Genomic DNA, 18276 nt, shown 5'->3' on the forward strand with positions numbered 1-18276 from the left:
AACTCCTTCGCTTTAAATTTATGGCGCGGGGCTGTCGTAGACGGCGGCGATGCCCTCGCAGGCTTCCTCGTCGATCCAGCGGCGGCGCAGCAGGCAATCGAGCGTGGCGAGGCTCGCATCGACGGTGAGCGCGCCCTCTTCGATCCAGCGCGCGACTTCGTCGATGCGCGCGAGCCGGTGTTCTCCGACTTCGCCGTCCTGGTTGCGCGGCGCGAAATCGGCGGGGAGCGCGACGTCGAAGACGAAGATCTGCTCCGCCTGCGTGCCTTCGGGCAGCGTCTGCAATACGTGGAACGTGCCGCCGCGCACGGCGCGCGCAGCGAGTTCGGATGACATGCCGGCTTCTTCCCAGCACTCCTTCACGAGCGTCGCCTCGACGCCCATTCCCCAGCCGATGCCGCCCGCGACGACGTTGTCGAGCATGCCCGGATCGGTCGCCTTGCTCTCGCTCCGGCGCGCGATCCACAACTGCGGCGCGCAATCGTCATATTCTACGATGCCGTTCAGATGCACCGCGTACGTCATCGTCCCGAAGAAACGCGACGCGGCGCGCTCGATGAACGCGAGCGGCGCGGCGTCGAAGTGGTTGCGGATCGCGTAGGTTTCGTCGCGCCAGCCGGGGATACGGCCGTCGGCGGCGAGCATGCCGATCACCGCGCCGAGCGCCGCGCTGCGGGCATCGACGGTATCGAACGACGGCGACAGGCGGACCGCGGAGGCATCGATCGCGAAGACGCCCGGCCAGCGCCCAAGCAGCGATACATCGCCGCGACGAATCCAGCCGACACGCTCATTGCCGATGAAAAACGGCAGGTGCGCAGCGGGATCGAAGCGACGAGCGGCGGCGATCGAAGGCAGGGGCATGGAGTCTCCGGCGACGCGTCATAGGCGCCTAGGCAAAGCCGGCAATTGTAACGCGGGGGTTTCTAAAACCCGCCGCGCGAGGCTAGTCGCGCAACGCGACGCGAATCCCCAGCGCGATGAACGTAGCGCCCGCGAGCCGGTCAAGCCACACGCCGACGCGCGGCCGGCGTTTCAGCCACGCGCCGATCATTCCCGCGCCGATCCCGAATATCGAAAACACGACGACCGTCTGCAGCATGAACAGCGCGCCGAGTTCGAACATTTGCAGCATCACGCTCTGGCCGCCGTGCGGATTGACGAATTGCGGCAGGAACACGATGAAGAACAGCGTGACCTTCGGATTCAGCATGTTGCCGATCACGCTTTGACGGAACACCGTCGAGAGCGGCTGGCTCGGACGCTCGTGCGCGGTCGCGAGGCCGCGGCTCGTCAGCGCCTTGATGCCGATCCACACAAGATACGCGGCGCCGGCCAGCTTCACTGCTTCGAACGCCATCGGCGATGAGCGCAGCAACGCGGCGACGCCGAGCGCGGCGAGCGTCGTGTGAAAACTGATGCCGGCAGCAAAGCCGAGCGCCGCGACGAGGCCCGCCGCGCGGCCTTGCGAGATGCCGCGCGCGAGCACTTGCAGGTTGTCGGGACCGGGCGCAACGGTGATCGCAACCGATGCGGCTAAAAAAAGCAGAAAGTTGGGCATGGCGTTGTTATCGGTCGGCGAATTCGCACACGGTGAAAAGCGGGAGGCCGCTGTTGCGCAAAAGCTTCGAGCCGCCGAGGTCCGGCAAATCGATGATCGCCGCGCCTTCCACGACCACCGCGCCCAGGCGCCTGAGCAACTGCGTGCCCGCCATCATCGTGCCGCCGGTCGCGATCAGATCGTCGACGATCACCACGCGCTCGCCCGGCTGGCACGCGTCCTCGTGAATCTCGACGGTCGCGCTCGCATATTCCAGCTCGTACGACTGCGAGAGCGTCTTGTACGGCAGCTTGCCCTTTTTGCGGATCGGCACGAAGCCGATGCTCAGTTCATACGCGAGAATCGGCCCGATGATGAAACCGCGCGCATCGAGCCCGGCGATGGTGTCGAGCTTCGCATCGATATAGCGCTGCACGAACAGGTCGATCAACGTGCGCAACGCGCGGCGATCCGCCAGGACCGGCGTGATGTCGCGGAACTGGACGCCCGGCTGCGGCCAGCCGTCGATCGTGCGCACGCGGTTCTTGATGAATTGCGCGGCGTCGGACGGGGCGGTCGTGGGAAGGCTGGACATGATGTCTCCGGAAATTCAGGCGGCGCGGCGATTGCGCGACAGCCGCTCTTCGGCCACTGCAAGCACTTCGGGCAGGCCGCGCAACACGACGATATCCTTCGCGCGCAGCTTGGTATCGGGGTCCGGCTCGACGCCGCGAATTCCATGGCGCCGGATCGCCGTCACCTCGATCTCCTTGCCCACCAGCCCGAGCGCCTCGAGCGTCTGGCCGACGGCTTCCGAGTTCTCGTCGATCGGCACCGATTGTAGCCGGACCTGCTCGTGGCCATCGTCGTCGTCGAGATCGTCGGCGCCGCGGAAATAGCCGCGCAGCAAGCTATAGCGCTCGTCGCGCATTTCCTCGACACGCCGCACGACGCGCCGCATCGGCACGCCCATCAGCACGAGTGTGTGCGACGCCAGCATCAGGCTGCCCTCGACGATCTCCGGAATCACCTCCGTCGCGCCCGCCGCGATCAGCTTTTCGAGGTCGGCGTCGTCGACGGTGCGCACGATCACCGGCAAGGTCGGTTCGAGCTCGTGGATGTTGTGCAGCACGCGCATCGCCGAGGGCGTGTTCGCGAACGTGATCGCGATCGTCGCCGCGCGATGCAGGCCGGCGGCGAGCAGCGACTCGCGCCGCCCGGCATCGCCGAACACGACCGATTCGCCCGCCGCCGCGGCCGCCGCGACGCGATCCGGGTCCAGGTCGAGCGCCACGTAGGACAAGCCTTCGTGCTCCAGCATGCGCGCGAGGTTTTGCCCGGCGCGGCCGTATCCGCAGATGATCACGTGGCCACTCTGCTTCAGGCTATGCGTGGCGATCTTCGTCATTTGCAGCGATTGCAGCATCCATTCCGTCGACGACAGCCGCAGCACGATCCGGTCCGCGTTCTGGATGATGAACGGCGCGGCGAGCATCGAGAGCAGCATCGCGGAGAGGATCGCCTGCAGCAGCACGGGATTGACGAGGTGCGAATCGAGGATCAGGTTCAGCAGCACGAAGCCGAACTCGCCCGCCTGCGCGAGATTGAGGCCTGTGCGCATCGCGACGCCAGGCGGCGCGCCGAAGAGCCGCGCGAGGCCGGTGATCATCACGGCTTTCAGCAGGATCGGCACGACGAGAAACCCGAGCACGAGCAGCGGGTGTTGCCAGATCACGACCGGATTGAGCAGCATGCCGGTCGTCACGAAGAAGAGACCGAGGAGCACGTCGCGAAACGGCTTGATGTCCTCTTCCACCTGATGCCGGTACGGCGTCTCCGCGATCAACATCCCCGCGATGAACGCGCCGAGCGCGAGCGACAGGCCGAATTTGTCGGTGATGAACGCCGCGCCCAGCGTGACGAGCAGCAGGTTCAGCATGAAAAGCTCTTGCGAACGGCGCCGCGCGACGATGTCGAACCAGCGCGTCATGAACTTCTGGCCGATGAAGAGCAGCACCGTCAGCGCGACGACGATCTTCACCGCCGCGATGCCGAGCCACATAGCGAGTTGCGACGAATTGCCGTTGCCGAACGCCGCGATGATGATGAGCAGCGGCACGACGGCGAGATCCTGGAACAGCAGCACGCCGAAGATGTTGCGGCCGTGCTCCGATTCGAGTTCGAGCCGCTCGGCGAGCAGCTTGCTGACGATCGCCGTCGACGACATCGAGAGCGCCCCGCCGAGCGCGAAGCTTGCCTGCCACGACATATGCATCCAGAAGTTCGCGATCCAGCCGAAGATGAGCGCGAATCCGATCGTCCCCGCGACCTGCAGCGCGCCCAGGCCGAACACGATGCGCCGCATCGAGCGCAATTTGGATAGCGAGAACTCAAGCCCGATCGAAAACATCAGGAACACGACACCGAACTCGGCCAGATGCTGCGCGCCCTCGCTGTCCGGCACGATGCCGGCCGCGTGCGGCCCGACGACGATGCCGACGGCCAGATAGCCGAGCATCGGCGGCAGGTTCAAAAACCGGAACACAACGACTCCCGCCACCGAACACAGCAGCAACAGCAGAGTCATTTCGAGCGGCGATGTCATCCGTCTAGCGTCCTCGTTTTCGTCGGCGGAACGGCTCGCGCGCAAAGCGCTCGCCACTCTCGTGGATGGCCTTGTCACAGCAGGCCTTTCGGGGGGCGGATGAGCGGCCGAGAGCCGCTGGTAGTCCGGCGCGGCGAAGAAACGCCTTTGTTATACTCCGCGAATGATAGCGAAAATCAATGGCGACCGGGCGCTCGCGCTGGCTCGCAACGTAATCGACATCGAAGCCGACGCGGTGCGCGGCCTCTCCGGTCTCCTCGACCACAACTTCACCGGCGCCGTCGAATTCCTGCTCGGCTGCCGGGGACGTGTCGTGGTGTCGGGCATCGGCAAGTCCGGTCATATCGCGCGCAAGTTCGCCGCGACGCTTGCGAGCACCGGCACGCCCGCCTTCTTCGTGCATCCCGCCGAAGCGAGCCACGGCGACCTGGGCATGGTCACCGCCGACGACATCTTCATCGCGATGTCGAACTCCGGCGAAACCGAGGAACTGGTCGCGATCCTGCCGCTAATCAAGCGTCTCGGCGCCAAGCTGATCGCGATCACGGGCCGCCCCGAATCGAGCCTCGCGCAACTCGCCGACGTGCATTTGAACGCGCGCGTCGAAAAGGAAGCGTGCCCGCTGAATCTCGCGCCCACCGCCAGCACGACCGCCGCGATGGCGCTCGGCGATGCGCTCGCGGTCGCCGTGCTCGACGCCCGCGGCTTCGGCCCCGACGATTTCGCGCGCTCGCATCCGGGCGGCGCGCTCGGCCGGCGCCTGCTCACCTATGTACGCGACGTGATGCGCGTAGGCGACGAAGTACCGGTCGTGCCGCTTGAAGCAACCGTCGCCGACGCGCTGTTCCAGATCACCGATAAGCGCATGGGCATGACGGCCGTGATCAATTCGAACCGTCACGTCGAAGGCATTTTCACCGATGGCGACCTGCGCCGCGTGCTGCAGCGCGACGGCGACTTCCGCGCGCTGCGACTCGCCGACGTGATGACGCGCCACCCGCGCACCATCGGCCCCGATCATCTCGCGGTGGAAGCCGTGGAACTGATGGAGCGTCATCGCATCAATCAGATGCTGGTCGTCGACGCCAACGCGACGCTGATCGGCGCCCTGAACATGCACGACCTTTTCTCCAAGAAGGTAATTTGATGGCGCAGAAGCCTTCCGCCGCACAGGGCCCCGCCGACGCCACCGAGCGCGCGAGCCGCATCAAGCTGATGATTTTCGACGTCGACGGCGTGTTCACCGACGGCAGCCTCTTCTTCACCGCCGAAGGCGACACGATGAAGTCGTTCAATTCGCTCGACGGTTACGGCGTGAAGGCGCTCGCCTCGATCGGCGTGCAGACGGCGATCATCACCGGACGACAGTCGGGCATCGTCACGGCGCGCGTGCGCGAGCTCGCGATCACGCATCTGTTCCAGGGCGTCGAGGATAAAACCGTCGCGCTCGCCGAATTGCTGCAAAAGACCGGCGTCGCGGCGTCCGAGTGTGGCTACATGGGCGACGACTGGCCGGATCTCCCCGTCATGCGCCTGTGCGGCTTCGCGGCGGCGCCGGCCAACGCGCATCCCGAAGTGATCCGGCGCGCGCACTGGGTGGCCGAAGCGCGCGGCGGCCACGGCGCCGTGCGCGAAGTGTGCGACGCGATCCTGCGCGCGCAGAATCGTTACGACGACCTGCTCGCCACGGCGATCGGAGGCTGACGATGCCGCGCCCCGCCCGCCTCACTTCGCTCCTGCCGCTCGTCGCGATGGCCGCGCTCGCGGGCGTCACGTACTGGCTGCTGCAGGCGACGCTGCCCTCCGCGCCAGAAGCGCCGGAGCAGGCGAAGCGCCACACGCCCGACTATTTCGCCGACAACTTCTCCGTCTCCGAACTCGACACAACCGGCACGACGCAATATCGTTTGACGGCGAAGTCGATGATCCATTACGAAGACGACGAGAACAGCGACCTCACGCTGCCCGCGATGCGCATGTTCCAGCCGCAGAAGCCGACCGTCACCGCGACGGCCGAGCGCGGCACGGTAAACGGCGACGTCTCCATCGTCGACCTGTACGACAACGCGCGCATCCTGCGCGCCGCCGGGTTCGGCGATCCGCAGATGCAGGCGGATTCGCAGCATTTTCGCGTGCTGGTGAACGACGATGTCATCGAAACGGAAAAGCCGGTTAAACTTCAGCGCGGTCCGTCCGTGATGACGGCCAATGGCATGAACTACAACAACGTGACCCGGGAAATGAAGCTCTTCGGTAGCGTGCGCGGCGCAATCGCCTCGTCCGATATCAACGGCGGCTCTTCCAAGTAATCCCGGCAATCCCATCCCAAGTGTGACTGCATGAACGAAACGTCCCCTCGTCCTGATTCCGGCTGTCCGCGCCAAGCGCTGTCGCGCCGCGCCGCGCGCGCCGTGCAGACCGGGCTCGCGGCCGCGCTCGTCGCGCTGCCGCTCGCGGGCTTCGCTCCGGCAGCCCACGCCGAACGCGCCGACCGCGACAAGCCGCTCAACATCGAAGCGGACAACATGTCCTACGACGACCTGAAGCAGAAGAACATCTTCATCGGCCACGTCGTCGCGACCAAGGGCACGATCGTGATCAAGGCCGATCGCGTCGAAGTGACCCAGGACCCGCAGGGCTACCAGTACGCGACCGGCACGTCCACCGGCAAGAACCTGTCGTACTTCCGCCAGAAGCGCGATGGCGTCGACGAATACATCGAAGGCAACGCGGTTCGCATCGACTACGACGGCAAGCAGGACCTCACCACGCTGACAAACCGCGCGGTCGTGCGCCGCCTGCAGGGCCTGACGAAGGTTCAGGACGAAGTGCGCGGCAGCGTCATCACCTACGACGGCCAGAAGGATTTCTACACCGCGAAGGCGGGTCCGGACGTCGCCGGGCCGGGCAATCCGAGCGGACGCGTGCGCGCGATGCTCTCGCCACGCAACGGCAACGCCGCGCCGCTCAGCGGCGGCTCGGCCACACTCGCTCCGTCCAACACCATTCAAGGAACGCCGCAGCAGTGAATTCGCCCGCCATGCCCCATCGAAAGCCGGTCGGTGAATCGAGTTCGCTCGCCGTCCGCAATCTGAAGAAGCGCTACGGCTCGCGCACGGTCGTGAAGGACGTGTCGCTCGACGTGAAGAGCGGGGAAGTCGTCGGGCTGCTCGGCCCGAACGGCGCGGGCAAGACGACGTCGTTCTATATGATCGTCGGGCTGGTGCCGCTCGATGCAGGCGAAATCGCGCTCGACGGCACCTCGATCTCCCTCATGCCGATTCACCAGCGCGCGAAGCTGGGCTTGTCGTATCTGCCGCAGGAAGCATCGGTATTCCGCAAGCTGACGGTCGAGCAGAACATCCGCGCCGTGCTGGAGCTGCAAACCGACGAATCCGGCAAGCGTCTCTCGAAGGACGCCATCTACGAGCGCGCCGAAGCGCTACTCGATGAACTCCAGATCGCGCATTTGCGCGAAAACCCGGCGCTGTCGCTCTCGGGCGGCGAACGGCGGCGCGTGGAAATCGCCCGCGCGCTCGCGACCAACCCGGCGTTCATCCTGCTCGACGAACCGTTCGCGGGCGTCGATCCGATCGCCGTGCTGGAAATCCAGAAGATCGTCAAGTTCCTGAAGCAGCGCAACATCGGCGTGCTGATCACGGACCACAACGTGCGTGAGACGCTCGGCATCTGCGACCACGCGTATATCATCAGTGACGGCAGCGTGCTCGCGGCCGGCGCGCCGAGCGAGATCATCGAGAACGAGAGCGTGCGGCGCGTCTATCTCGGTGAGCACTTCCGCATGTGACGGATTCACGCCGGATCGCGCGTTTTACTGCGCTGCGTCAAGCCGACGATGCAATTCTTACGTGCCGCCCTCGAGGCGGCACGGCTGTTTTTGTGAATCCCCGCGAGGTTTCGCGCGCGTGGCAAACTCTCTACAATGAATAAAAACTTGCCATGAAAGCCAGCCTCCAACTCCGCCTATCGCAGCATCTTGCGTTGACCCCGCAACTGCAGCAGTCCATCCGGCTGCTGCAGTTGTCGACGCTTGAACTGCAGCAAGAGGTGGCGATGGCGGTCGCCCAGAATCCGCTCCTCGAAAACGAGGACGACTGGATCGCGAGCCCGCTGCGCGTCGCTGCCGACGGCTCGCTGATCACCTCGGCGAATACGTCGAGCGCGCCGCCCGAGCCGCTGATGAACAACGGGTCGACGAGCAGCACGTCGACGTCCGAGCGGTCGGAAAGCGGCGAACCGCAAGGTGTCGACGAATACAACGGCATGGGCTCGGACAGTGGCGCCGATTCCAATTCGTGGAATCTGGAAGACTACGGCCGCTCGAACACCGGCTCCGACGACGACGACCTCCCCCCCCTGCAAATTCACGAATCGACCACGACGCTGCGCGATCACCTGACCGCGCAACTGCGCATGACGCAGGCGAACCAGCGCGACCGCGCGCTGATCACGTTCCTGATCGAGTCGCTCGACGAGGACGGGTATTTGACTTCGTCGCTGGAGGAGGTGCAGGCGGATTTGCCGGACGAACTCGAAGTGGACGTCGACGAACTCAGCGCCGCGCTCGCGCTCTTGCAGAGTTTCGATCCGCCAGGCGTGGGCGGACGCTCGGCGTCGGAATGTCTGAAGCTGCAATTGCTGCGGCTCGATGCATCGGCCACGCGCACGCTCGCGCTCGAAATCGTCACACATCACCTGGAACTGCTCGCCGCACGCGACTTCACGCGTCTGCGCAAACAACTCAAAGCCAGCGATGACGCCCTGCGCGACGCCCACGCGCTCATCAAGTCGCTGGAACCGTTTCCGGGCGCCGCGTACGGCAAGAGCGAAGCAGATTACGTCGTGCCGGACATCCTCGTGCGCAAAAGTGCGGGCGGCTGGACGGCGGAACTGAATCCGGAGATCGTCCCGCGCCTGCGCATCAATCATTTGTACGCGAACATTCTTCGCAACAACCGCGGCGATCCGGGCAGCGGATCACTGCGTCAGCAACTGCAGGAAGCGCGCTGGCTGATCAAGAATATTCAGCAGAGGTTTGAGACAATTCTGCGTGTTGCGCAGGCAATTGTGGAACGTCAGAAGAACTTTTTTGCACATGGCGAAATTGCCATGCGGCCCTTGGTTTTGCGGGAGATTGCTGATACGCTGGGTTTACACGAGTCGACGGTTTCACGTGTGACGACCGGCAAGTACATGCTCACCCCGTTCGGGACGCTTGAATTTAAGTACTTCTTTGGATCGCACGTATCGACTGACACAGGAGGCGCGGCATCGTCCACGGCGATCCGGGCCCTCATCAAGCAACTGATAGGAGCGGAAGACCCCAAATCTCCTCTTTCTGACAGCCGCATCGCCGAACTGCTGGCGGAACAAGGATTCGTGGTCGCGCGGCGCACAGTCGCCAAGTATCGCGAAGCCCTGAAAATCCCCGCGGTGAATCTGCGTAAGTCTCTATGACCCGTCTCTGTAGCCCGTTGCATTTCGCAGCGGGCCTTTACCGGCCGCATCGCGGAAAGCGCGGACGAGCCGGCCGATGCGACCCGTTTTTCACGTACGCCCGGACGGCGTAGCGACGGGAAGCAGAGCCGACCGGTATCAGCCGCGTTGCCGTGCTTGTGCGGCCACTAGCTTGGAGAGCAACTATGAATCTGAAGATCAGTGGACACCACCTCGAATTGACGCCTGCATTGCGAGAGTACGTGATCACCAAACTCGACAGAGTGCTCCGTCATTTCGATCAAGTGATCGACGGCAATGTGGTCCTCTCGGTCGACAATCATAGAGAAAAGGACAAGCGGCAAAAGGTTGAAATCAACCTGCATCTGAAGGGCAAGGACATTTTCATCGAGAGTTGTGACGTTGATATGTACGCGGCGATCGACCTGATGGTGGACAAGCTGGACCGGCAAGTCATCAAGCACAAGGACAAGATCCAGGGTCACGCACACGAAGCCATGAAGTACCGCGCCGAGGCGCAAGAACTGGAAACGCCGTCGCCGTGAGTTGAGCCGGCCGGTGTCGAACGGTCGGTCGTCGCAATATCGTCTTCACGATGGCAATGATTCGAGGAATCATTCAAAATTTGTGAACCGGCCCACGACAAAGTGCAACCCTGGCACGAGCCGCCTGAATTCAGGCGGCTTTTTTGTTGCAAATCGGGGCCAACTCGTTGATTTCGGGAGAGTTTGGTAGCACTCACAAACTGCTGGAAGAGATTGGCGCGCTGCACCATCGCAGGTTGCGCTGTCATATAATGGACCGGTTATTATCGAATTTCACAACGGACTGCGCCGTGGGCGCGTTCCCTTCCAACATCGCCGTGAGCGCTTTTCGACCAATCGCCACGATGAGGAGAATTCAGGCCACGCATCAGCCTGCCAACATGAATCGTTTAGCCAAATTTCTTCCCCTCGAAAACGTCGTCCTCGGACTGGCCGTCACCAGCAAGAAGCGCGTATTCGAGCAAGCGGGGCTGATCTTCGAGAACCAGAACGGCATCGCCCGCAGCACCGTCACCGACAATCTTTTCGCGCGCGAGCGCCTCGGCTCGACCGGTCTCGGCGAAGGCGTCGCCATTCCTCACGGACGAATCAAGGGCCTGAAGCAACCGCTCGCCGCCTTCGTGCGCCTGGCGGAGCCGATCGCGTTCGAATCGCCCGACGGCCAGCCGGTGTCGCTGCTCATCTTCCTGCTCGTGCCCGAGCAAGCGACCCAGCAGCATCTTGAAATTCTGTCGGAGATCGCACAGCTACTCTCCGACACCCAGGCGCGCGAGCGTCTGAACAAGGAAGAAGATCGTGAAGCACTATATAAAGTGCTCACGCAGTGGCAGCCGTAAAAACTAGCCCGGGAAGCCAGGCGTGGCGTGACAGAGCGGCCGGCCGCCGGCTCGCGCGGTCCATGCTTCTGGGGCACAATCGGTTCAATGGAGCGGAACACGTCTGGCTCGGGCGCCGAGCCCGTCACCCCAAGTCCGCTCCCGGCTTCCAACGGAGTTCCGGTTCATGGATACGTCCAGCATCAACGCCCAGAGTATTTTCGATGACAACGCCGCCGCGCTGAAACTGAGCTGGCTCACGGGTCACGAAGGCTGGGAGCGCGGCTTTTCGACCGAGACGGTTGCAAACGCGACATCGAGTGCCGATCTCGTCGGCCACTTGAACCTGATTCACCCCAACCGTATCCAGGTACTCGGCGACGCCGAGATCACCTACTACCAGCGCCAGTCCGACGAAGACCGTTCGCGCAACATGGCCGAACTGATCGCCCTCGAGCCGCCGTTTCTCGTGGTGGCGGGCGAAGTCGGCGCGCCGCCCGAACTCGTCCTGCGCTGCACGCGCTCTTCCACGCCGCTTTTCACGACGCGCATGTCGGCGGCGGCGGTCATCGACAGTCTGCGGCTCTATATGTCGCGCATCCTGGCGCCGCGTGCCACGCTGCACGGCGTTTTTCTCGACATCCTCGGCATGGGCGTGCTGCTCACCGGCGACTCCGGCTTGGGAAAGAGCGAACTCGGCCTGGAACTGATCAGCCGCGGCCACGGCCTGGTCGCCGACGATGCCGTCGATTTCGTGCGGCTCGGTCCTGATTTCGTCGAAGGACGTTGTCCGCCGCTGTTGCAGAATCTGCTTGAAGTGCGCGGTCTGGGCCTCCTTGACATCAAGACGATCTTCGGTGAAACCGCCGTGCGGCGGAAAATGAAGCTGAAGCTGATCGTGCAGCTCGTGCGGCGTCCGGACGGCGAATTCCAGCGCCTGCCGCTCGAGAGCCAGACTGTCGACGTGCTCGGCCTGCCGATCAGCAAGGTCACGATTCAGGTGGCCGCCGGCCGAAATCTCGCCGTGCTGGTCGAAGCCGCGGTGCGCAATACGATCCTGCAACTGCGCGGTATCGATACCTTGCGGGACTTCATGGATCGCCAGCGGCTCGCGATGCAGGACCCCGACAGCCAGTTCCCCGGCAAGCTGATCTGACGCGCCGGGCGCGGCGCGGCGGCGATTCCGTGCACAATCGCAGGTGCTAAGATTAAGCGAACGAGTCGATACCCATGCGCATCATCCTGATCACCGGCATCTCCGGTTCCGGCAAGTCCGTCGCATTGAACGCCCTCGAAGACGGCGGCTACTACTGCGTCGACAACCTGCCGCCGCGCTTTCTGCCCGAGCTCGCGCGATATCTCGAAGGCGAAGGCCAGACGCGCCTCGCCGTCGCGATCGACGCGCGTTCCAGCATCTCGCTCGACGAAGTCCCCGCGATCATCGACGATCTCTCCCGCGCCTTCGACCTGCGCGTCCTGTTTCTCAACGCCAGCACGCAGTCGTTGATCCAGCGTTTTTCCGAGACACGCCGACGCCATCCCCTCTCGGGGTCGCCCGTGCACGACGCCGACGTCGGCCTCTTGACCTCGCTCGCCGAAGCCATCGAGCGCGAACGCGAACTCGTCGCCGGACTTGCTGAATTCGGCCATCAGATCGACACGAGCAATCTGCGCGCGAACGTGCTGCGCGCGTGGGTGAAGAGCTTCATCGAGCAGGAAGCGGCGGGGCTCACGCTGATGTTCGAGTCGTTCGGATTCAAGCGCGGCGTGCCGCTCGACGCTGACTTTGTCTTCGATGTCCGCACGCTGCCGAACCCGTACTACGATCGGGAATTGCGGCCGCTGACGGGGCTCGACCAGCCGGTCATCGAATATTTATCGGCGCAGCCGATGGTGCACCAGATGATCGACGACATCGGCACCTTCATCGCCAAGTGGCTGCCGCAGTTTCGGGACGACAACCGCAGCTATCTCACGGTTGCGATCGGTTGCACGGGCGGGCAGCATCGCTCGGTTTTCATCGCCCAGGCGCTCGCCGCGCGCTTCGGCGACAAGGCGAATGTGATCGTGCGGCATCGCGACGCGCCCATCGCGGTCGATGGCAACGCGGCGCCCACGCCAACCTGATCGCCGGCGCGGCGATCAAAACCGGAGGCGCGCGATGTCTTCCAATCCCATTCTCGCTGACTTGCCGCTGTTCCCGCTGCACACCGTGCTGTTCCCCGGCGGCCTCCTGCCGCTCAAGATCTTCGAAGCGCGCTATCTCGATATGGCGCGCGAGTGCCTGCGCGAAAAGACGCCGTTCGGCGTCTGTCTCCTGAAAAGCGGTAACGAGATTGCGTCGCCGGGCGATCCGTCGGTGCCGGAAAGCGTCGGTTGCCTCGCGGAAATCACAGAATGCGATGTCGATACGTTCGGCCTGCTGCTCGTGCAGGCGCGCGGGACGGAGCGTTTTCGCCTGTTGTCGCATCGGGTCGAGCCGAGCAATCTGATCGTCGGGATGGCGGAAACGATCGGTGAGGATCAGCCGCTACAGGGCGTGGAAGCGCTCGCGAAGTTCGGCGCGTGCGCGGAAGTTCTGGAACGGATCATCGATACGATCAAGGCGCGCGATCCTCAGAATCTTCCGTTCGCAGAGCCCTTTCTCTTCGACGATCCGACGTGGGTCTCAAATCGCCTCTCCGAAATCCTGCCGATTCCGATGCGCGCGCGACAAAAGCTCATGGAATTAGACGACGCGTCGGCGCGTATCGACGTCGTGCATCACTATATGCAGCACCATCAGCTGCTTTAGATCAGCGAGCCTTGCAGGGCGTTGAGCAGCTTGCGCACCGGCGCGGGCAAGCCGAACGAATCGATGTCCGCGAGCGGCGCCCAGACGGTTTCGGCGTCCGCAGCCTGAATCAGCCGGCCCCGCGATTCCCCAAGACGCGGCTCGATATCCAGCTTGAAATGCGTGAAAGTGTGTGTGAGCGGCGAGAGGCGCTGCAACGCATCCGCCCCTCCGAAACTATGCGCGACGGCCACAAGCGCCGCCTCATCGGCCGCTTCGGGCAGGCTCCAGAGGCCGCCCCAGATGCCCGTCGGCGGACGTTTTTCGAGCAGAACGGTGTCGCCTGACTTCAATACGAGCATCCACGTCTTGCGCGTTGGCACCGTTTTTTTGGGACGCGCCGCCGGCAGTTCGCGCTGACGCCCGGTCACGTTCGCCACGCAATCGACTGCAAACGGACAGCGTGCGCAATCCGGCTTCCCGCGCACGCAAAGCGTCGCACCGAGATCCATCAGACCCTGGGTGTACGCGGTGACATCGTCCTTGTGCGCGGCGTCGGGCAATAGCGACTCGGCCAGCGTCCACATCGTGTTCTCCACGCGCTTTTCGCCCGGAAAGCCCTCGATGCCGAACACGCGCGCCAGCACGCGCTTCACATTGCCGTCCAGGATCGTCGCTCGCGCGCCGAACGCGAACGACGCGATTGCCGCCGCCGTTGAGCGCCCGATGCCTGGCAATTCGGCGAGTTCATCGACCGTTTGCGGGAAATGACCGCCGTACTCCGCCGATACGGCCTGCGCGCATCGATGCAGATTGCGCGCGCGCGAGTAGTAGCCGAGGCCGGCCCAGAGCGCCATCACGTCGTCGAGCGGCGCGGCGGCGAGCGCGTTGACATCGGGGAAACGGGCGAGAAAACGCGCGTAGTACGGAATCACCGTCGACACCTGCGTCTGCTGCAGCATGATTTCCGATAGCCAGATCCAGTAGGGATCGCGTGTGTTTTGCCACGGCAGGTCGTGCCGGCCGTGGACGCGTTGCCACGCGATCAGGTGCGTGGAGAAATCGGCGAGAGCGAGCATCGGAGAAATTAGCGTTGGCAGCGCGGACAAAAATACGTCGAGCGCTGGCCTTGAACGATTTGTTTGATCGCCGTGCCGCAGACGTGGCACGGCAGGCCGGCGCGATCATAGACGAAATAGTCGAGCTGGAAATAACCCGACTCGCCGTTGCTGCCGACGAAATCGCGCAACGTGCTGCCGCCCTTCTCGATCGCGGCGGCGAGCGTCGTGCGCACGGCGTCGGCGAGCAGGTCGTAGCGCACGAGCGAGACGCGGCCGGCGGCGGTCGTCGGACGGATGCCGGCGCGAAACAGGCTCTCCGACGCATAAATATTTCCGACGCCGACGACGATTTCCCCCGCGAGCAGCGCCTGCTTGACCGAGACCTTCCGCCCGCGCGTGCGTCGAAACAGCAGCGCGCCTGAGAACTCCGGCGTGAACGGCTCGACGCCGAGACCCGCGAGCAGCGGATGATCGAGCACGTCGCCGTCCTCGCGCGCGTGCCAGAGCACTGCGCCAAAACGTCGCGGATCGCGGAATCGGAGGATGAATTCGTCGAAAATCAGATCGATGTGATCGTGCTTGGCGGCGTCCGGCGGGCGCGGCACGTTGCGCAATACGCGCAGCGTTCCCGTCATGCCGAGATGCACGATCAGCCAGCCTTCGGCCGTCTCGAAAAGCAGATATTTGCCGCGCCGCTCGACCTTTTCGATTCTCAGAGACCCGAGCGTCTTCGCCAGATGCGGCGGAATCGGCCAGCGCAGCGCGGGCGTGCGCACTTCGACGCGTTCGACGCGCCTTCCCGCCACATACGGTTCGATCCCGCGGCGCGTGACTTCTACTTCGGGCAACTCTGGCATTGTTTCGTTGGTCTGCAACTTGCTGGGCGAAGTGCCCGCTTTGTGCCTGTATTGTAGCGACCGCGTTACAATCGACTGAAACATCGACTGGAATTCCATGAACTTGTTCGTCACGAAGCTGTTCTCCAAGCGGACGGCCGCGCTCGCGGATGGCGGGACGCCGTTTACGCGCATCGCAGGCGCCGTCGCGCTCGCGGTTGTTGCCTTCGCTTTCGTGCCCGCCTGCGCGCAAAATCCGCCGCAGCCCCGGGCACAGAATCAAACCCCCGCTCCCGCCCCCGACGATCAGGCCGTCAGCGCCGCCGACCTGCTGACCGCGCCGACGACCGCGAAGGAATCGCAGGACCTCCCCGGCATCGCGCTTTCGAGCCAGATCGTGTTTCAGGTGCTGGCCGCCGAAGTAGCGCTGCAGCGTGGCCAGCCCGCCCCCGCGTACCAGACCTATCTCTCGCTCGCCCGCGACACGCACGACCCGCGTTTCGCCCAGCGCGCAACTGAGATCGCGATCGGCGCGCAGAGCCCGAACGATGCACTGACCGCCGTTCAGTTGTGGCAGCAGTTCGCGCCGCATTCGGATCGCGCGGCGCAGTTGAGCGCGTCGCTTCTGATCGTGTCCGGCAAGCCCGACGATGCCAAGCCGATCCTCGAACGCGAACTCGCGAAGGTGCCCGAAGGGCAGCGCGCCGACGCCATCCTTTCGCTGCAGTCGCTGCTGTCGCGCGGGCCGAACCGCGTTGGCGGGCTGAACGTGCTCAAGGACCTGACAAAGAACGACTTGCAGCGCCCTGAAACGCAGCTCGCAATCGCGCGCCAGCAACTGCTCGCCGACGATCAGCCGGGCGCGAAGGCATCGCTCGAAAAGGCGCTCCAACTGAAGCCGGACTACCTGCCCGCCGCGCTGACGCTCGCGCGCATGGGTCCGGAGGAGCGCAAGGAAGGCATCGCGTCGTTTGAGAAATACGTCGAGAAGAATCCGAAGTCGCACGACGCGCGGCTCGCGCTCGCGCAGTTGTATCTGTCGTCCGATCGGCTCGACGATGCGCAAAAGCAGTTCGAAATCATGCGCAAGAACGATCCGAAGGACCTGACGCCGCTGATGGCGCTCGCCCTGATCAACATCCAGAAAAAGCAATTGGACAAGGCGCAGGACTATCTGAACCAGTACGCGAAGACCGCCGAAAGCACGCCCGGTGCGGATCCCGGACAGGCTTATATTTATCTCGCGCAATTGTCGCTGGAACAGAAGAACGACGCTGCCGCGAGCCAGTGGCTCGACAAGATTCCGCACACGAGCCAGCAGTATCTGCCCGCGCAGATCACGCGCGCGCAGCTGCTCGCGAAGCAGGGCAAGGTCGACGAAGCGCGTCAGTTGCTTGCGAATCTGCAAAGCTCCGATCCGCGCGACATCGCTCAACTTGCACGCACCGACGCCGCGCTGCTCTTCGAAGCAAAGCGCTATCCGGAAGCCGAGGCAAATCTGGCGAAGGCTTCTGCCGCGTTCCCCGACGATCCCGATCTCACCTACGACTACGCGATGGCCGCCGAAAAGAACGGTCATTACGACGTGATGGAAGCGCAGTTGCGCAATCTGATGCGCACGCAGCCAGACAATCCGCAGGCCTACAACGCACTCGGCTATTCGCTAGTGGACCGGAACCAGCGGGTCGAGGAAGCGGTGAAGCTGATCGAGAAGGCGGTCGCGCTCGCGCCGAACGACGCGTTCATCATGGACAGCCTCGGCTGGGCCAAATTCCGCCAGGGCAATTCGGCGGAGGCCGCGAAGATCCTGAGACAGGCGTACGACCTGCAGCCGAACGCCGAAATCGGCGCGCATCTGGGCGAAGTGCAATGGAAGTCGGGCCAGCAGGATCAGGCGCGCGCGACATGGCGACAGGCGCAAAAGCTTGAACCGGACAACGACACGCTCGTCAAAACGCTCAAACGACTTCAGGTGAACGATCTTTGATGGCATTCAATTTTTTCGCCGGCGCGCCGCTTCGCCGCGGCGCGCTCACGCTGGCGGCCGCGTCCGCCGTCCTGCTCTCCGCCTGCGCGACCAAGCCGAACGTCCCGAATACGACGAACGCCGCGACCTCGATCACGGCACAGACGAGCCGCGCGTATCACGGACGTTTCGCCGTCCAGTACAACGACCAGTACGGCAAGCAGCGCAACGCATACGGCAACTTCGACTGGCAGGAAACGGGCGATACGGTCACGTTGCAACTGCGTGATCCGCTTGGGCAGACGCTCGCCATCGTGACGTCGTCGCCTTCATCGGCGACGCTGGAATTGCCGAATCGCCAGCCGGTGAACGCCGAAAATGTCTCCGACTTGATGCAGAGTACGCTCGGGTTCGCGCTGCCGGTCGAGGGGCTGAGGTACTGGCTGCAGCCTTCCGCAGCGCCGACCTCGCGCGCCAAGACCACGATGGACTCATCGTCCGGTAATGGGCATCTGAAGGAAATCAAGCAGGACGGCTGGACGATCGACTATCTGGCCTACGCCGACGCGCCCGCCACGGGCGTCAAGCGCGTGAACCTCACGCGCAACGATCCGCCGCTCGACATCAAGCTCGTGATCGATCAGTAACCTGGTCCTA

At 63.9% G+C, this 18276-nt stretch carries 19 protein-coding genes; 13 read left to right on the forward strand and 6 right to left on the reverse strand.

Features of this window, described 5'->3' with window-relative positions; all coding sequences use genetic code 11:
- Positions 1 to 18 precede the first annotated feature (18 nt).
- The 4 genes from AWB65_RS02150 to AWB65_RS02165 all read right to left on the reverse strand — a co-directional run bounded on the left by AWB65_RS02150 (position 19) and on the right by AWB65_RS02165 (position 4145).
- Positions 19 to 864 carry an NUDIX hydrolase gene (locus tag AWB65_RS02150; RefSeq protein ID WP_087665551.1) on the reverse strand — a complete coding sequence of 282 codons (846 nt, stop codon included), beginning with the start codon at positions 862 to 864 and terminating at the stop codon, positions 19 to 21.
- A gap of 82 nt (positions 865 to 946) precedes the next feature.
- Positions 947 to 1561 (reverse strand): LysE family translocator, encoded by a 615-nt coding sequence (locus tag AWB65_RS02155; RefSeq protein ID WP_087665552.1) that lies wholly within the window; start codon positions 1559 to 1561, stop codon positions 947 to 949.
- Between the two features lie 7 nt (positions 1562 to 1568).
- On the reverse strand, positions 1569 to 2135 hold the full coding sequence (locus AWB65_RS02160) for an adenine phosphoribosyltransferase (RefSeq protein WP_087665553.1): 567 nt from the start codon (positions 2133 to 2135) through the stop codon (positions 1569 to 1571).
- A 15-nt stretch (positions 2136 to 2150) separates the two neighbouring features.
- Positions 2151 to 4145: a monovalent cation:proton antiporter family protein gene (locus tag AWB65_RS02165; protein WP_087665554.1), complete on the reverse strand. Its 1995-nt coding sequence runs from the start codon at positions 4143 to 4145 to the stop codon at positions 2151 to 2153.
- Between the two features lie 163 nt (positions 4146 to 4308).
- Between AWB65_RS02165 and kdsD the strand changes: the two genes are divergently transcribed.
- The 11 genes from kdsD (at position 4309) to AWB65_RS02220 (ending at position 13777) form a co-directional block, all read left to right on the forward strand.
- Positions 4309 to 5292 carry an arabinose 5-phosphate isomerase KdsD gene (kdsD, locus tag AWB65_RS02170; protein ID WP_087665555.1) on the forward strand — a complete coding sequence of 328 codons (984 nt, stop codon included), beginning with the start codon at positions 4309 to 4311 and terminating at the stop codon, positions 5290 to 5292.
- Positions 5292 to 5849 carry a KdsC family phosphatase gene (locus AWB65_RS02175; RefSeq protein ID WP_087665556.1) on the forward strand — a complete coding sequence of 186 codons (558 nt, stop codon included), beginning with the start codon at positions 5292 to 5294 and terminating at the stop codon, positions 5847 to 5849. Before kdsD ends, AWB65_RS02175 begins: the two co-directional genes overlap by 1 nt.
- Positions 5850 to 5851: 2 nt before the next feature.
- Positions 5852 to 6454 carry an LPS export ABC transporter periplasmic protein LptC gene (gene lptC, locus AWB65_RS02180; protein ID WP_087665557.1) on the forward strand — a complete coding sequence of 201 codons (603 nt, stop codon included), beginning with the start codon at positions 5852 to 5854 and terminating at the stop codon, positions 6452 to 6454.
- A 30-nt stretch (positions 6455 to 6484) separates the two neighbouring features.
- On the forward strand, positions 6485 to 7174 hold the full coding sequence (gene lptA, locus AWB65_RS02185; protein WP_087665558.1) for a lipopolysaccharide transport periplasmic protein LptA: 690 nt from the start codon (positions 6485 to 6487) through the stop codon (positions 7172 to 7174).
- Between the two features lie 11 nt (positions 7175 to 7185).
- On the forward strand, positions 7186 to 7953 hold the full coding sequence (gene lptB / locus AWB65_RS02190) for an LPS export ABC transporter ATP-binding protein (protein ID WP_087665697.1): 768 nt from the start codon (positions 7186 to 7188) through the stop codon (positions 7951 to 7953).
- A gap of 152 nt (positions 7954 to 8105) precedes the next feature.
- On the forward strand, positions 8106 to 9623 hold the full coding sequence (locus AWB65_RS02195) for an RNA polymerase factor sigma-54 (RefSeq protein WP_087665559.1): 1518 nt from the start codon (positions 8106 to 8108) through the stop codon (positions 9621 to 9623).
- A 185-nt stretch (positions 9624 to 9808) separates the two neighbouring features.
- A complete protein-coding gene (gene hpf, locus AWB65_RS02200; protein ID WP_087665560.1) occupies positions 9809 to 10168 on the forward strand; it encodes a ribosome hibernation-promoting factor, HPF/YfiA family in 360 nt (119 codons plus the stop codon).
- 380 nt (positions 10169 to 10548) lie between these two features.
- Entirely contained in the window at positions 10549 to 11004 is a 456-nt protein-coding gene (gene ptsN, locus AWB65_RS02205; protein ID WP_087655839.1) for a PTS IIA-like nitrogen regulatory protein PtsN, read from the forward strand.
- A 166-nt stretch (positions 11005 to 11170) separates the two neighbouring features.
- On the forward strand, positions 11171 to 12139 hold the full coding sequence (hprK, locus tag AWB65_RS02210) for an HPr(Ser) kinase/phosphatase (RefSeq protein WP_087655838.1): 969 nt from the start codon (positions 11171 to 11173) through the stop codon (positions 12137 to 12139).
- A 74-nt stretch (positions 12140 to 12213) separates the two neighbouring features.
- Positions 12214 to 13110 (forward strand): RNase adapter RapZ, encoded by an 897-nt coding sequence (gene rapZ / locus AWB65_RS02215; protein ID WP_087665561.1) that lies wholly within the window; start codon positions 12214 to 12216, stop codon positions 13108 to 13110.
- A 34-nt stretch (positions 13111 to 13144) separates the two neighbouring features.
- Positions 13145 to 13777, forward strand: coding sequence for an LON peptidase substrate-binding domain-containing protein (locus tag AWB65_RS02220; protein WP_087655836.1), 633 nt, complete (start codon positions 13145 to 13147; stop codon positions 13775 to 13777).
- Here the strand turns inward: AWB65_RS02220 and mutY are convergent.
- Both mutY and mutM read right to left on the reverse strand, forming a co-directional pair.
- The gene (gene mutY / locus AWB65_RS02225; protein ID WP_087665562.1) at positions 13774 to 14835 is read right to left on the reverse strand and encodes an A/G-specific adenine glycosylase; all 1062 of its coding nucleotides are present in this window, start codon (positions 14833 to 14835) and stop codon (positions 13774 to 13776) included. The two genes, AWB65_RS02220 and mutY, sit on opposite strands and share 4 nt — an antisense overlap.
- 8 nt (positions 14836 to 14843) lie before the next feature.
- Positions 14844 to 15674 (reverse strand): bifunctional DNA-formamidopyrimidine glycosylase/DNA-(apurinic or apyrimidinic site) lyase, encoded by an 831-nt coding sequence (gene mutM, locus AWB65_RS02230; protein WP_087665698.1) that lies wholly within the window; start codon positions 15672 to 15674, stop codon positions 14844 to 14846.
- 97 nt (positions 15675 to 15771) lie between these two features.
- On the opposite strand from mutM, the gene AWB65_RS02235 reads away from it, so the two are divergent.
- Positions 15772 to 17640, forward strand: coding sequence for a tetratricopeptide repeat protein (locus AWB65_RS02235; RefSeq protein ID WP_087665563.1), 1869 nt, complete (start codon positions 15772 to 15774; stop codon positions 17638 to 17640).
- A complete protein-coding gene (gene lolB / locus AWB65_RS02240; RefSeq protein WP_087665564.1) occupies positions 17640 to 18266 on the forward strand; it encodes a lipoprotein insertase outer membrane protein LolB in 627 nt (208 codons plus the stop codon). Before AWB65_RS02235 ends, lolB begins: the two co-directional genes overlap by 1 nt.
- The last annotated feature ends 10 nt before the right edge of the window (positions 18267 to 18276 follow it).

Source organism: Caballeronia humi (assembly GCF_001544475.1).
Taxonomy (GTDB): Bacteria; Pseudomonadota; Gammaproteobacteria; order Burkholderiales; family Burkholderiaceae; genus Caballeronia; species Caballeronia humi.